Source organism: Anaerococcoides asporogena (genome assembly GCF_029590275.1).
Taxonomy (GTDB): Bacteria; Bacillota; Clostridia; order Clostridiales; family Clostridiaceae; genus JG1575.
The window spans coordinates 2,675,725-2,690,278 of sequence record NZ_CP120965.1 but is presented as its reverse complement, the minus strand read 5'-3'; the positions used below and the strand labels follow the sequence as shown (position 1 = coordinate 2,690,278).

Sequence of the window (14,554 nt, the reverse complement as noted above, 5' to 3'; positions counted from 1 at the left end):
GGGACCCGATGCCTGGATGAACCCTAGTGTTCAGGATTCGATGAAAAAGGTAAAATGATGAAAGAGGTAAAATAAGGAAGACAAACAGATATTACATAAAAAGGAGCGGAAACAAGCCAATGGCCAAGGCAAAGACAGAAACGCTGAACATATATTTTACACCGCACTCCTTTCAGGCAGATGAGCCTGCAAGTGATTCAAACGAAGTTATTCTACAATGGGCAGCAAGATTGAAGGAAAATAGAATAAACACCTTATATGACTTAGCTTTTCAGGGCGAGGCAGACTGGCATTCGTCCGCACTTTCCTACCTGATCCGCTTTGCTGCTGATTTTTTGAATACGGTCAGTCAATATCCTGGAATAGAACTGGATCGAGATCAAATGGTAGTTGAACTGACAACCGAAAAAATAGAATTAGCCGCCAGGGAAATTCCATTTGCGGTAGGCATGGAGTATATTGATGAGACCTGGCTGAAAAATTTGTGGGAAAATCTGTCAGAAATCTTCAGAAGTCAAATTCGACTATATGAGGGTTCAGTAACCCAGTATTTTACCGATCGACAGGCTCATTTCCAAGTTGTGGGCCGAGTGTTTTTCCATCTCGTCGAACAGACTGATCCGGAGTATCCCTTTGCATTCTTAGCAACCTACTCCACTAAGCCTGAGCGCAGCAAGCGAGCGGTCCATACTCCCTTAAAAAATGCTCTGGGCGAATTTGAGGGCGATGATCAGAAACTGTTGGCCCTGATTCGCTCTGTTATTCAGGCTGCGGAGAAAAGCAGTCTGATCTCATCGCTGATGGATTCCGGAGAACTTTTCCGGCCCTTGAAATTCAGTACTGAAGAAGCTTACCAGTTTTTGAAGGAACTTCCGCTCTATGAAGAAGCGGGCATTATGTGTCGTATTCCTGACTGGTGGCGACGCAAGCGAAATAAATTCCAAGTTCAAATAAAACTAGGGAAGGATGCCCCATCAAAGGTAGGCATGGATGCAATCCTGGATTTTACTCCTGAATTGTGTTTGGGCGATGACTCAGTTTCAGCCGATGAGCTCCGTCAGTTTCTATCAATGGCGCAAGGACTTGTGCAGTATAAAGGCAAATGGATTGAGGTGGATCGTTCGAAAATTGAAGCGATCCTCCAGTATATGGGTCAGATGGAGCAAAAAAAAGGCGAACAGCTGACTTTTGCGGAAGCAATCCAATTAGAGCTTGACCTAAGGAGAATCCTGCCTGATCAGAATGATGATGTTACAGTCTCAATTTCTCATGGGGACTGGATGAAGGAACTGATAACACAGCTGACACATCCGGGGATGTTAGCACCGGAGGGAATTCCTGACACAGTTCATGCTCAACTGCGCCCGTATCAGGAAATAGGCTTTCGCTGGCTGCATCAGCTTCACAAACTCAAACTTGGCGCTTGTCTGGCAGACGATATGGGTCTTGGAAAAACAATTCAGATTATTGCGTTCCTCGAAGAAATCAGACAGTCGAGCATGGGACCGGTTCTTTTAATTTTGCCTGCGTCACTGATTGGTAACTGGCAAAAGGAACTGGAACGATTTGCTCCTGAGCTGCCATACAAGATCCTCCACCGCAGCGAATCGAAAGAGACTGAAATTAAGCTTGAGGCCGGGCATTTTCTTTACATTACTACATATCAGATGGCGGTCAGACTGACTGAGCTGCACGAGGAAACGTGGGAGTGCTTAATCCTGGATGAGGCACAGGCCATAAAGAATCCAGGGACAAAGCAGACCAAGGCAATCAAGGCAATCCCGGCGCGGCATCGACTGGCTTTAACCGGAACTCCGATTGAGAACCGGCTCAGTGATCTATGGTCATTGTTTGATTTCCTCAACCCGGGAATGCTTGGCAGCATGAAAGAGTTTACTGCCTTTAGCAAAAAACTTGCGACAGATATGGATGGGTACGGACGATTGAGACAGATCATTCAGCCATTCCTGCTCCGCCGGCTTAAGACTGATCGAACGATTATTTCCGACCTTCCGGATAAGATCGAAATCAGAGACTATACGACGCTATCGAAACGACAAATTGGGTTATATCAGCAGCTGTTGAAGGAGTTGGAACAAGGACTCAGTCAGGCGGAAGGGATCCAGCGGAAAGGGATCGTGCTATCCAGTCTTGTCAAGTTCAAGCAGATATGCAATCATCCGGATCATTATTTAGGGAAGGACGATTACAAGCCGGATTACAGTGGGAAATTTGAGTCACTGCGGGAAATCTGCGAAACAATCTATGAAAAAAGAGAACGTGTCCTGGTATTTACCCAGTTTCAAGAGATGACAGCACCGTTATCCGAATTTCTAGCGGAAATCTTCGGGGGACAGGGTCTGATCCTGCATGGGGGAACGCCGGTTCAACAGCGTAAAAAACTGGTGGATCAGTTCAATGGTGAACAATATGTTCCCTACATGGTACTTTCGTTAAAGGCTGGCGGAGTCGGACTGAATCTGACTGCAGCCAACCATGTGGTTCACTTTGACCGCTGGTGGAATCCAGCAGTAGAAAATCAGGCAACGGATCGAGCGTATCGGATCGGACAGGAAAAGAATGTGATGGTTCATAAGTTTATAACCAGAGGAACTATTGAAGAAAAAATTGATGAGCTGATCCAGAGCAAAATCAAACTGTCAGGAGACATTCTGTCCGACGTAGGAGAACAGTGGATTACTGAATATTCCAATAAAGAACTGCTCCATTTATTTGCGCTGGGAGGTGAGCAGGCATGAGTTATGGAAAACGTTATGTCAGCGCTGATGAAAAAAGAATTAAGGCAGCAAAGTCGCTGGCCAAGCTCGAAAAAAAACGGTCGGATCTGGAACCTGTTGTCATCTCCGGAACTGCGATTGCAAAAACCTGGTGGGGGAAGTCCTGGATGAAAAATCTGGAACGGTATGCGGATTACAGCAATCGAATTGGGCGAGGAAAATCCTATGTTCGGAGTAATGCAGTACTTGATTTGAAGATCCGGCCAATGGAAGCAACAGCGCTGGTTCAGGGCTCGAGAGCCAAACCATATCAGGTGGAGATTCGAATTGATGGAATTACCGATGCGCAGTGGCAGGCAATTACCAAATTCACTCAGAATAAAATCACTTCGCTGGACGAATTGCTGAAAGGAAAATTTCCATTGGAACTGGAAAACCTTTTATTTGATCCTCGCATCGGACTTTTTCCGGCACCTTCTCAGATTCACTTTTCCTGCAGCTGCCCTGACTGGGCCAGTATGTGCAAGCATGTGGCGGCAGTTCTGTACGGGATTGCCAACCGATTAGATCAGGATCCCATCCTGCTCTTCCAGCTTCGCGGGCGCGATGGAAATGAGCTGATTCGGAACAGTATGGATCTGACAATCCAGCATATGCTGGAACATGCCGGCTCTACCAGTAATCGCGAAATATCGGAAGAAGATATTGATAAAATCTTTGGTCTGGGATCAATCATCAATCTTAGGGATGAATCTGACTTAAATAAAAGCAGATCGAAAGAGCAGAGAGAAAAAGCAAGTCGAAAAGCAGTCCGGAAAGTGAAAACCAAATAGTTAGACAAAGCATCAGAGATTCAGCTGGATGAGCTGAATCTCTGATGTTTCGTCTTCTTGTGTTAACCTGAACGGTTTCTTATTACAGCGTAATTCAGGATCTCGATTATCGCCAGCCCATCGAAAAGCAAATGAGATGTCAGGCAGACGGAAAGAATTTTTTGCTTAATATCCGGACGGGATCGAAACGCTTTGATGTTCAGTAAGCTGTCGGGCTACCGTTTCTTCAATAAAATGATGAATTCTATTGAAATAGGGAATGATGACTTCATTGGACTCGGAGTAGATTTCATGGAGCGTATTTGGTACTTGGTAGAAATCAAGGTTTTTGGCATGTTCGGCAAATTCATACATCCCCCTGGCATCAACATACCAGTCGGTTTCGGACTGGAACATCAGCATTGGGACATTGATCTTTCTTACATTTTCTGGTTTAACGATCTCATGCCCGGCTTTCAGTGATTCGCTGAGCCAGCCCCAGGAAACCGCATACCTGGGCTGTTTCGCCTCATCCCATCGAAGTCTGTGCACATACTCCCCCCGAACCTGACAGCGCATGGCGGCTCGTTCCGGATTGAACTCGTCCGGCAGCTGCTTCGTGAAGCGGGTTTCTCCGGGGATCAGGGCTTTTGCCCAGGGTGTTTTGGATACTGCCTGGGTTATGGGGAATATCAGACTTTCTGCCTGGAATAAATGGACCTGCAGCATGGGAGAGCTCAGGATGGCAGCGCTGCAGCAATCATTGTACAGCTGCAGTGTTCTGGCCAGCACCGCCCCGCCCATGGAATGACCGAAGCAGACGACGGGACGATCCGGATCTTCCGGCCGGACCACATCTTGAATAAAGCGATAAAAGTCAAATGAATAGGTATCAAAATCATCCACCCAAATAAGCGTGGGGTCAGACACGCCAGCTTCTGATTTTCCATGGCCGAAGTGTTCAGGGATAAAAACATTGTAGCCCATTTTGAGAAAGTAATAGATTGGTTCAGCATAGCGATCAATCTCTTCGGCATAGCCATGAGATATGACCACGCTGGCGGTGGGGGTATCAGCCTGATATCGGGCATAATGAATCTGATGGGTGGTCTGATAGTAAGCGCGGGTCTCCCGCTGGGCCAGGTAGGGAAGAACGATATCGTTCATGGACTGGGCATACCCCGATTCTTCCAGAAAGAAATCATTCTCCGGGTGCTCGATGTTGGGAAGAACTTTCATTTGCTGGGATTCGCTGCGATTGCCGAAGGTTTTTTTATAGAGGCGGTGGTAGGCCAGCGGGATTGCTGCCATCATTGCCACCGACATTGTTTTGCGCCAAGGTTTCATGTACATACCTCCAGTGTAAAGTTTCGTTCCAGTTTCATTATAGCAAACATATGCGGTGTAAAAATACACCGTTTATGATAATTTTTGAGATTGAGCGAAAGTGCAGGCCATAATAAAAATGACAAAAGAAAAAACGGAATGGAATGAATCCAGGATCCTTGCTATAATTTGAGGGAATTTAATTTAGAATCGTTCGTCTTCCAAGGTGAAATCTGAACAAGGGATGGGTAATAATTTTGAATGATCGAGATGAAATAGTACAAACAGAATTATCACAACAAGTTTTAAAGGATGAGATCCGGGAAGAGCCGTATCACGTCCGCCGTAAGGACCTGGTTGAGACGACTGACGATATGCCCATGCCCGAACCGGTACTGGTTAAAACCCGGTTTGGGAAGTTTGCGACAATCAGCGGCAGTCTGGTACGGACAAAGGAATTTGATGAACGGTTTTATTATCAAGGACGCCTGGGAGCTTTTTATGGAAAAGATCGGACCATCCTGCGTTTGTGGGCTCCGACTGCCCAGGAAGTTACAGTAGAGGTCTGGGAGTCGCTTGAGCCATTGGCTCAAATAGCTTCCCGCATCGAGATGTATCAGACCGATGCAGGTGTCTGGGAGGCGGAACTGACAAACGATCAGCATGAAACTTCCTATACCTATCATCTGACCTTTTCCGACGGAACAGGTCATTCAACAGCAGACCCATATGCCAAAGCGGTGACAGTTGGCGGAGATCGTTCGGTCATATTGGATCCTGACACCGTTTATCTGGAAGGATTTTATCGAATGCCGCCATTCAGTTATCCGACAGATGCTGTTATTTATGAGATGCACATTCGGGATTTCTCCATGGATCCGCATTCTGGAATCGTCCGGCGCGGAAAATTTCTCGGAGTTGTGGAGACCGGCACTAAAAATCCCAATGGTTCAGCAACGGGTCTGGATTATCTGACAAGCCTGGGAATCACCCATGTTCAGATTTTGCCAATGTATGACTTTGCGACGGTGGATGAAATCAACCCGCAGACTGGTTATAACTGGGGCTATGATCCCAAAAACTTTAACGCACCGGAAGGTTCCTACGCTACGAATCCGATGGATCCGGCCTGTCGAATCCTCGAACTGAAGCAGATGATCAAGGGGCTGCATGATGCAGGACTACGCGTCATTATGGATGTCGTCTATAACCATGTTTATGAAGTATCAGATCATCCGCTGCATAAAACTGCTCCGGGTTACTTTTTCCGTTATGATCAAACCGGAAAACTGGCAAATGGAACTGGAGTTGGCAATGACACGGCTTCTGAGCGCCGCATGATGAGAAAATACATCCTGGATTCGCTGCGCTATTGGGCAGAAGAATTTCATTTGGATGGGTTCCGCTTCGACCTCATGGGCATTCACGATGTGGAAACCATGAATGAAGCACGTCATATGCTCGATCAGATTGACCCCTCGATCATTCTGTTAGGGGAGGGCTGGAATCTTGGCACTGAGCTGCCGGATGCTGACAAAGCCTGGCAGGGAAATGCTCAGAAGATGCCGCGGATCGCCCATTTCAACGATTCAATGAGAGACTCAGTCAAAGGTTCTACGTTTGACTTCGCGCAGCGGGGTTTTATTTCCGGAGAGCATCGGGATCAGAAAGAAGTTGCTCACAACCTGCTGGGACGGTCGGATGGCCATCCTGGCCCTTCCTATCTGGGGCCGGACCAGCTGATTCAGTACGTGGAAGCTCATGATAATCTCACATTGTATGACAAACTGCTGCTCACCAATCCCAGGGACTCCGAGGAGGTGAGAGTCCGACGGCATACGCTGGCAACCTCGCTTGTACTGCTGGCTCAAGGCATACCCTTCATCCATGGCGGACAGGAATTCCTCCGGACCAAGTCGGGCGTCGAAAACAGTTATCGCTCCACCGACGCGGTGAATCAGTTTGACTGGCTGCGCCAGGACAAGTATCGGTCGACCGTTGAATACGTTCAGGGTCTTATTCACCTGAGACGGGAGAACAGCCTCCTGCGCCTTAGGGATTATCAGGCAATCAAAGCATCATCCGACCTTATGCATAACCGGGGAGGTATGATTTGCCTACGCCTTCGCAATCGCACCGCTGAACTGCTGATCCTGATCAACAGCCATGAAAAAGCACAGTCGGCAGATGTTCCAAAGGGAAACTGGAAGATCCTGGTTCATGATCTGAGCGTTCCAAAGCTGCCGTCCACTTTGAATTGTAACAACGGCAAAATACAAGTAGGCCCTTTGTCGGTGACAGTGATGAGCCGTGATTAGTTCGGTGAAGGCACTTCATTTACAGTAGTAGCTGCAGCCGTAACTGAAGCTCTAAAAGGAACTGCAAGTGAAACTGTAACTGGAACTGTTGGCTTATTTACCGCTGTATATGCTGGGACCAGTGATTTCAATGAAACAGACTGCATAAAAAAAGGAATTCCCGGAAACCGGGAGTTCTTTTTTTTGTGATATGAGTTATCCGTACAATGTATTAGCAGTATTGCTAACAAGGCGTGGAAGTGGTAATATTTTAAGCAGGTAAAAGTGATAGACACAGTAGAATAAGGAGATTGTATGTTGAACAAATATATTCGAGAACCGGTAAATTCACTGACTCATCTAGGTGGGGCTGCCCTGGCAGTCATTGGCCTGATCTTATTGATCCGGAAGGGAATCACTGCTGGCATCAGTACCGGTCAGATGGTTTCCCTTGTGGCGTTTGGAGTCAGTATGATTGCATTGTATGCCACAAGCGGGATATATCACCTGATCCAAATGGGAAAGAAAGCGATTCTATTCATGAAGAAACTGGACCATTCCATGATTTTTGTGTTGATTGCGGGGACCTATACACCGATCATTGCTTTCATCCTTGACGGAACGTTTCGATGGGCCATGCTCGTCCTGATTTGGGGTATTGCAGTGCTGGGCGTCTTTTTCAAAGTATTCTGGATTGAGGCTCCGCGCTGGCTTTATACCGGAATTTATCTTGGTATGGGCTGGCTTTCCGTCATTTTACTGCGCACGATTCTGATTGGTGCCGGATTGCCTGGACTTCTTCTGCTGTTGGGCGGAGGACTCAGCTATACCGCCGGGGCAGTAATCTATGGGCTGAAAAAGCCGAATATATCAAAAATGTTCGGCTTCCATGAGCTGTTTCACTGCTTTGTGCTGCTGGGAACCTTCCTTCATTACCTCATGATATATACCCGGCTGATCGGCTAATCTCATGAAATCTGTCGATATCCAGGATTCAAAGGGAATGATATAATAATTACAGCAATAACTTTTCGATTTCCCTTCGATGCAAGTCATCGGAAAGAGAGGTGCTGTATGAATACCAGCAAAAAGACCCGTAATTTGGTCTACTACGCCATGATCATGGCAATCATCGTGATGATGGCCGCTGTGCCTTTTCTGGGATATGTCCAGATTTTTCCCATTGCGATCACTCTGGTTCATATTCCAGTGATTATCGGCACGATTCTGTTTGGCTGGAAAGCCGGATTCCTGTTCGGGCTAACCTTCGGAGTCAGTTCCATGATTGTCGCCATTACACGTGGTGCAGCGACGGATCTTCTTTTCATCAACCCGCTGATTTCGGTTGTGCCACGAATTATGTTTGGTCTGATCATATATCCGATCTACCGCCTGTTTGAGCGAATTCAGTCCTCCGAGGCACTGTCCATCGGCTTGACCGCCTTTGTTTCCAGTTTCGTGCATTCAGTTCTTGTTCTGGCCGCCATTTTCCTCCTGCTGACCTACGAAGGAAAGATGGTGGGCAGTACTATTTTCCAGCAGCTGCTTGCAACAGTTCTGACTGTAAATGTCTCATTGGAAGCGGTGGCTTCTACCATCGTTGCGATTCCTTTAGTGAAAGCGGTGCGTGCCAGCCTGCGGAAATATTCCGCATAAACGTTCTTTTCTGTGACGATCGGCTACCAGCAAGAGGCGTTCCCGTTGTGAAATGATAGGATGAATCATCAAACACACCTTTAAAGCCAGACATTGGCCGAAAGAGCCCTTCAAGGGTCTGCCGGCCAATGTCTGGCTTTATTGTAGCGATCTTCATTGGGTCGCTGAGTTTATCATGACAGGAGACTGGGTGGTGAGCACAGGAAATACTCTGATTCCTCGAATCGTTTGAAAATTGAAATGCAATAAAGACTTACAGCATGATACGAAGTGAGACTGCCAGGGAATCCAATCCCAGCAAATCACAGCTTTTCTGGCCGCCGGATCAGGGGGTGATGGAAAAGATGACATCGCGCGCAGCGACAGCGTTTCGACCGGTCAGCGGCTTGATAACTGCTTCGGCCGGTGACGTCAGGATGACCGGAGTAATTAGATCGTAGCCTCTTTGTCGGATTTTTTCCAAGTCTACCCGAACAATCGGTGTTCCGGTCTTTACAAACTGGCCCTGCTCAGCTAAGATCTCAAAACCTTCGCCATTGAGCTCCACGGTATCAATGCCGATGTGAATCAGGATTTCAATGGTTTTATCGATTCGCATGCCAAAAGCATGACCCGTTGGGAAAAGCATCGTCAGTTCACCGTCTGCAGGAGCGACAAATAAATTCTCGGTGGGGCGCAGGGCAACGCCATCCCCGATCATTTTCTCTGAGAAGACCTCATCCGGAACCTCGGACAGATCCACACAGGAACCGGTGACCGGCGCATATATTTTAATGTCTTTCTTAAACATGCCAAACATAAAATTCTACTCCTCCCATGTACTATACCAGTTCATTATACAGGAGAAACCACCAAATGAGATGAGAAAAAAAGCGAGCGTTTTCGGCTATAAAATACTTTATCGGGTTTGACGAGAAAAATCAGTCTGAAGTTAGCCTGGATTGACTGCACAGAGTCATTTGATCGGAAGGGACGAACGGCGCCGAAAATAGAGGTTCATCCGCTGGGAGAACCGGGAAAACCCATGGGGAGTAGTGTATAATAAAAGTACTTGTTACAGTGCTGTAACCCATTGGTTTCCATTGTATCCTTTAATTAGATTGTGAAAATAAAGGAGGCAGGATATGTATCGAATATTGATTTGTGAAGATGAGACCAGCATCCGAACTTTTTTAAAGATTAATTTTGAGCGGAGCGGCTTTGCGGTTTACGAGACGGATACCGGAGAAGAAGCGGTGCGGATCGCGGGGCTGGAAAAGCCTGATGTGGCCATATTGGACGTCATGCTTCCGGGGATTGACGGTTTTGAGGTTCTCCGGAGAATTCGCGAAGAAAATACGAAAATCGGTGTGATCATGCTGACCGCCCGAGGACAGGACACCGACCGCATCACCGGACTGAAAGGTGGTGCCGATGACTACATCATCAAGCCGTTCAATCCGACCGAGCTGATTCTGCGCACGCAGGCATTGCTTCGCCGCATTAATGAAAAAACTGAGCGTGAAGAGGAAAAAGTCATTCGCACGTTCTGCTTTGAACTGGATAATTATTCTCAGACAATTTCAAAGGATTCAAAGGAGATCGTTTTGACTCCCAAGGAATTTTTACTGATGAAAATCTTCATGGAAAATCCGGGAAAAGCATTTACCCGCGATGATCTGCTGAATCTTGTATGGGGCTACGATTTTACTGGCGACCCCAAAATCGTCGATGTGAACGTTCGTCGGCTTCGCTCCAAGATTGAGGATGACCCGTCAGAACCCAAATACATTGAAACGATCTGGGGAACGGGATATCGATGGAAAAAAGAGTAAGACAAGGAAGTATTCGGGCCAGTTTTATCAAGAGTATCCTGCTGATCCTTGGCATGACCTATATATTAACCCTGGCAGTGCTCCTCAGCTTTGTCAGGGCCTATTTTTATACGAACTTTTATAATACGGTCAAAGGACAGGTTCAGTATTCAGCTGATTATTATGAGGATAATATTTCCACAACCGGGACATTGATCGAGAATCTTTATGCGGACCAGGATAGCTGGTGGCACAGCGATGGCGCACGGGTTCAGATCTACGACACTTCTGCCCAGCTGCTGTTGGACTCTCAGGCTCACCTGGAGTCGGAATCTGAGCTTCTGGATGTCCGAGCTGCTTTGAATGGCCAGACCGAGTACCATATTTTCAAAATAGGACAGACCAACGAGCATGTCATGAGTATTTCGACCCCTTTGATCTCTACCGGAAAAGTCATCGGCGTGATTCGTCATATCGCCTCACTGGAGCAGGTGGATCAGAATCTGCTTAACATTACCATTCTCTTTTTCCAGATTGGCGGAGCAATTACAGCAGCAGCGGCCATGATCGGAATTTTCATGAGCAAGAAGATGATTGACCCGATTACAGAACTGACCGAAACGGCCCGTCAGATGGCCAAAGGCGTCTATAACGTGAAAAGTCCGGTGATGAGCAATGACGAGATTGGCACGCTGTCTCAGACATTTAACTACATGGCCTCGGAAATTGCTAAAAAAGAGGAATTGAAGAATGAATTCATCTCTTCGGTGTCTCATGAACTGCGTACACCGCTCACTGCTATCAAGGGATGGGCCGTGACTCTCAATGATCCGGCAACGGACCCGGAGCTGCTGGCGATGGGGCTCGATATCATCGAAAAGGAGTCGGATCGGCTCAAGGCGATGGTCAATGAACTGCTGGACTTTTCACGCTTCGCTTCAGGGAAAATTGATTTGAAACTGGATCAAGTAGAGCCTGAGCAACTGAAAAAATTCATCCTTTCATTTGTTGAAGGCAGAAAGGAACGGGAACCACGATCGTTCCAGCTTGTCATGGAAGAAAGCGTTGCGCCCTTTACGGCTGATATCAACCGGATCAAGCAAGTTCTGGTGAATCTCATCGACAATGCATTCAAGTTTACTGAACCGGGGGACTCCATCCAGGTAGAGGTTGCCCAGGATCTGACCAGCACCTGGCTAACCGTCAAAGATACGGGCATTGGAATTGCGCCGGATGAGATACCGAAAGTCCGGGAGAAATTCTATAAGGGCAAACACTCGAAATCTTCCAGCGGCATTGGCTTGTCCATTGTTAATGAGATCGCGCTGCTCCATGGCGGGTCATTGGAAATTGACTCGGAACTTAATCAGGGAACCAGGATGCGGGTTCGGATCCCAAGGGAGGTCAGCAATGTCAAAAAAAATCACTAGTTTCTTTCGGATTTTACTTGTCCTTGCAGTCAGCCTCAATCTAACCGGCTGCTTTGCGATGGAGAGCATACTGGCCATCGATAAGACCCTGCCGCGGACCCCGGTGCTTGATCTGGCGCCGTACTGGGTGTTTGATACGGCGTACTCTCTGAATCCGGACAACCAGGAAATTGATAAGGATTATTTCAAAGGTCTGGGTGCCTATTTATCCAAAGACCGGATTATCATCGGTACGGACTCAGTGGATCATCCCACCATGAAAGTAATGCAGGTCTCAACCTACGAGTATTTCCTGACCCGCTACAAAATCGCACCGGCGGATGTCGGCCTTACCGAAGCCTCGATGAAGGTTTACACGGTTACTGATGCGAAAGGATTTTCGGTCCGGATCTATGAGCTGAAGCCGGAACGGATCGCGATTGAACGGAATAACATCCTGCTCTATTTTGACCGGACAGATCACCTGGAGAAAACCAATATAAAAGTTTCCACCGATTCCATGGGGAATCCGACAAAATCTCCGCCCAGCACTGCCAATGGCGTGCTGCTCGGTTTGAGAAGCGCCCGTACGGATCAGAATGGAAAACCTGGGGCGGCGACTTATCGAACCTTATGGATTTCCTATCAGAATGGGCAGCCCTTGACCATTTATGAAGTTGAAAATATACTCTTCCCCCGCAACGTATTCTATCAGCTTTCCGTCGACCGGCAGGAAAATGCGGATGTGGTCAGGGAAACGATCGTGATTAAAAATCTGGCGGACCAGACCATCGTCCAGGAGAGCGCTCCGGCTGACGGGTTGTCCCGGCGAAGTGACATTACTTTCATCTCCAATGATTATTTCAGTACAGTCTCCGGCGTTGCCAAATACAAGGACTTTAAAGATCTGACGGAATACTCGACTCGCAATGTTGGTAAGCCGGATTATGATAATCGGATCGGCATTACCGACCTGTTCGGACCGGAGGGCATCAATGTGATGGAGTCGGCTGCGAAAATTGCCCTGGCCAACCAGGAAGCGGGAGAAACAGCCGGCTTGGGAGAACTCAGGGAAAACTCCTTCATTTTGAAGCGATACAATGGCCGCTGGATCTATGAGGGGAGAATCAATGCCCAAAATGCAAACTCACAAAAGAATCTGACCTATCCCATGAATTTCCGGGACAATTATCGGGTCTATCGCTATGATGACCTGGAGCCTCGCTGGAGTGAGATCAGATCATTAGTTCCCGATGCCTTGGACGCAGTCAGTTCACCGGATCGATTCTTCACGCTGATTCGCACCAAATCTCGCCTGCTGGTGTATTCCCGGCTTAAGGACGGGAGGCTGGCAGCGGAGCCGATGGCGCGAATCGAGCTTTCGAACGAGGAGATTATTATGCATGAATGGGCCCTGGGGAATTATGTGACGGAATGGACAAAAGTTGTCAAGCCATTGGGGAAAAAACTGCAATAAACGATTAGAAAAAATAAAAATGACAGGAATTGAAATTAATGCAAGTGAACCATCTGTTTATCGTCAATCCCAGAGCCGGAAAAGGTGTGGCTGCCAATCTGGCGGAACGAATCAAAGATCTGTTTGCCCATCTGACCAATAAGTATCCCCAGACCCATTATGAAGTTGTACAGACGCAATACCGGGGCCATGCAACAGAAATTGCCCGGGATTATTCCGCCCGTGGAACCTGGCGAATTTATGCAGTAGGCGGAGACGGCACACTCAATGAAGTACTCAACGGAATGGCGGATTCGGATTCCAGTCTGGCCTGCATTCCCGGCGGCACAGGCAATGACTTCATCCAGTCACTGGCTGGGGACTTCAAGCGAATGGATATCCTGAAGGATACAATCCTGGGCGATGAAGTGCTCATTGATGTCGGAATGGCCAACGAAAAGTACTTTTTAAATGTTGCCAGCGTTGGGTTTGATGCCAAAGTTAATTACAGGGCGGAGCTATATAAAGGGAAGCCGCTTATTACGCCCCTGATGGCCTATTTTGGCGGAATCCTCAGCAGCCTGCATGACATGCGTCCGACTCGAGTCACTCTGCACCAGGGGGGTGAGCGTCGTGAAAAGGAGCTGTTCCTGATGGCGGTCTGCAATGGCCGAACTTATGGCGGCGGATATCAGATTGCGCCGGAGGCACTCATCAATGACGGCTTGTTTGATGTGGTGGAAGTTGCTCCGATCAGCCTGAAACAGATCCCTTTTTACTTGCCCCGACTGCGTCAGGGGACCCACATTGGACTACCGGAAATCAATTTTTTCCGGACAGATCGCATTCAGCTAAGTTCGGATGAGGAATTCCTCGTCAATCTGGATGGGGAGACAACGTTTGCCAATGATGTGGATTTCAGACTTCGGGCGAAGAAAATCCGAATGGTCCTCCCGCGTGGAGTCAGCCAGACAATGTTTGCCCTGGAGTCGAAGTAGTCAGCCTCATTTCGATCAGGGTTGTTCAATCAAGACGTGAAATCCAAATGGGAAATTCATAGGTTGCAC

11 protein-coding genes are annotated in these 14,554 nt (G+C 47.7%); 9 read left to right on the top strand and 2 right to left on the bottom strand.

Annotation, left to right across the window (positions count from 1 at the left end; all coding sequences use genetic code 11):
• Positions 1-383: 383 nt before the first annotated feature.
• Both P6M73_RS12335 and P6M73_RS12330 read left to right on the top strand, forming a co-directional pair.
• Positions 384-2,759 carry a DEAD/DEAH box helicase gene (locus tag P6M73_RS12335; protein WP_277853352.1) on the top strand — a complete coding sequence of 792 codons (2,376 nt, stop codon included), beginning with the start codon at positions 384-386 and terminating at the stop codon, positions 2,757-2,759.
• Complete coding sequence (locus tag P6M73_RS12330; RefSeq protein WP_277853351.1) at positions 2,756-3,571, top strand: SWIM zinc finger family protein; 816 nt, start codon at positions 2,756-2,758, stop codon at positions 3,569-3,571. The genes P6M73_RS12335 and P6M73_RS12330 overlap by 4 nt, the downstream gene beginning before the upstream one ends.
• A gap of 165 nt (positions 3,572-3,736) precedes the next feature.
• Here P6M73_RS12330 and P6M73_RS12325 read toward each other — a convergent pair whose 3' ends face one another.
• Positions 3,737-4,897, bottom strand: a complete 1,161-nt coding sequence (locus tag P6M73_RS12325) for an alpha/beta fold hydrolase (protein WP_277853350.1) — start codon at positions 4,895-4,897, stop codon at positions 3,737-3,739.
• A gap of 236 nt (positions 4,898-5,133) precedes the next feature.
• Between P6M73_RS12325 and pulA the strand changes: the two genes are divergently transcribed.
• The 3 genes from pulA (at position 5,134) to P6M73_RS12310 (ending at position 8,829) form a co-directional block, all read left to right on the top strand.
• On the top strand, positions 5,134-7,194 hold the full coding sequence (gene pulA, locus P6M73_RS12320; RefSeq protein WP_277853349.1) for a type I pullulanase: 2,061 nt from the start codon (positions 5,134-5,136) through the stop codon (positions 7,192-7,194).
• A gap of 294 nt (positions 7,195-7,488) precedes the next feature.
• Complete coding sequence (trhA, locus tag P6M73_RS12315) at positions 7,489-8,139, top strand: PAQR family membrane homeostasis protein TrhA (RefSeq protein WP_277853348.1); 651 nt, start codon at positions 7,489-7,491, stop codon at positions 8,137-8,139.
• A gap of 108 nt (positions 8,140-8,247) precedes the next feature.
• Entirely contained in the window at positions 8,248-8,829 is a 582-nt protein-coding gene (locus P6M73_RS12310) for an ECF transporter S component (RefSeq protein WP_277853347.1), read from the top strand.
• 325 nt (positions 8,830-9,154) lie between these two features.
• Here the strand turns inward: P6M73_RS12310 and P6M73_RS12305 are convergent, their stop codons facing one another.
• Positions 9,155-9,628: a PTS sugar transporter subunit IIA gene (locus P6M73_RS12305; protein WP_277853346.1), complete on the bottom strand. Its 474-nt coding sequence runs from the start codon at positions 9,626-9,628 to the stop codon at positions 9,155-9,157.
• A 325-nt stretch (positions 9,629-9,953) separates the two neighbouring features.
• Here P6M73_RS12305 and P6M73_RS12300 point away from each other — a divergent pair, with 325 nt between their 5' ends.
• Genes P6M73_RS12300 through P6M73_RS12285 form a run of 4 tightly spaced genes read left to right on the top strand, consistent with a single transcriptional unit; the run spans position 9,954 to position 14,485 of the window.
• Positions 9,954-10,643 (top strand): response regulator transcription factor, encoded by a 690-nt coding sequence (locus P6M73_RS12300; RefSeq protein ID WP_277853345.1) that lies wholly within the window; start codon positions 9,954-9,956, stop codon positions 10,641-10,643.
• Complete coding sequence (locus P6M73_RS12295) at positions 10,628-12,052, top strand: sensor histidine kinase (RefSeq protein WP_277853344.1); 1,425 nt, start codon at positions 10,628-10,630, stop codon at positions 12,050-12,052. The genes P6M73_RS12300 and P6M73_RS12295 overlap by 16 nt, the downstream gene beginning before the upstream one ends.
• Positions 12,033-13,508: a hypothetical protein gene (locus P6M73_RS12290; RefSeq protein WP_277853343.1), complete on the top strand. Its 1,476-nt coding sequence runs from the start codon at positions 12,033-12,035 to the stop codon at positions 13,506-13,508. Before P6M73_RS12295 ends, P6M73_RS12290 begins: the two co-directional genes overlap by 20 nt.
• Before the next feature lie 38 nt (positions 13,509-13,546).
• Positions 13,547-14,485, top strand: a complete 939-nt coding sequence (locus tag P6M73_RS12285) for a diacylglycerol/lipid kinase family protein (RefSeq protein ID WP_277853342.1) — start codon at positions 13,547-13,549, stop codon at positions 14,483-14,485.
• Positions 14,486-14,554: the final 69 nt, after the last annotated feature.

Bases quoted from the DNA above. Each gene is read 5' to 3' on its own strand.
- P6M73_RS12335 (WP_277853352.1), top strand. From the start codon at position 384: ATGGTAGTTGAACTGACAACCGAAAAAATAGAATTAGCCGCCAGGGAA.
- P6M73_RS12330 (WP_277853351.1), top strand. From the start codon at position 2,756: ATGAGTTATGGAAAACGTTATGTCAGCGCTGATGAAAAAAGAATTAAG.
- P6M73_RS12325 (WP_277853350.1), bottom strand. From the start codon at position 4,897: ATGAAACCTTGGCGCAAAACAATGTCGGTGGCAATGATGGCAGCAATC.
- trhA (WP_277853348.1), top strand. From the start codon at position 7,489: ATGTTGAACAAATATATTCGAGAACCGGTAAATTCACTGACTCATCTA.
- P6M73_RS12310 (WP_277853347.1), top strand. From the start codon at position 8,248: ATGAATACCAGCAAAAAGACCCGTAATTTGGTCTACTACGCCATGATC.
- P6M73_RS12305 (WP_277853346.1), bottom strand. From the start codon at position 9,628: ATGTTTGGCATGTTTAAGAAAGACATTAAAATATATGCGCCGGTCACC.
- P6M73_RS12300 (WP_277853345.1), top strand. From the start codon at position 9,954: ATGTATCGAATATTGATTTGTGAAGATGAGACCAGCATCCGAACTTTT.
- P6M73_RS12295 (WP_277853344.1), top strand. From the start codon at position 10,628: ATGGAAAAAAGAGTAAGACAAGGAAGTATTCGGGCCAGTTTTATCAAG.
- P6M73_RS12290 (WP_277853343.1), top strand. From the start codon at position 12,033: ATGTCAAAAAAAATCACTAGTTTCTTTCGGATTTTACTTGTCCTTGCA.
- P6M73_RS12285 (WP_277853342.1), top strand. From the start codon at position 13,547: ATGCAAGTGAACCATCTGTTTATCGTCAATCCCAGAGCCGGAAAAGGT.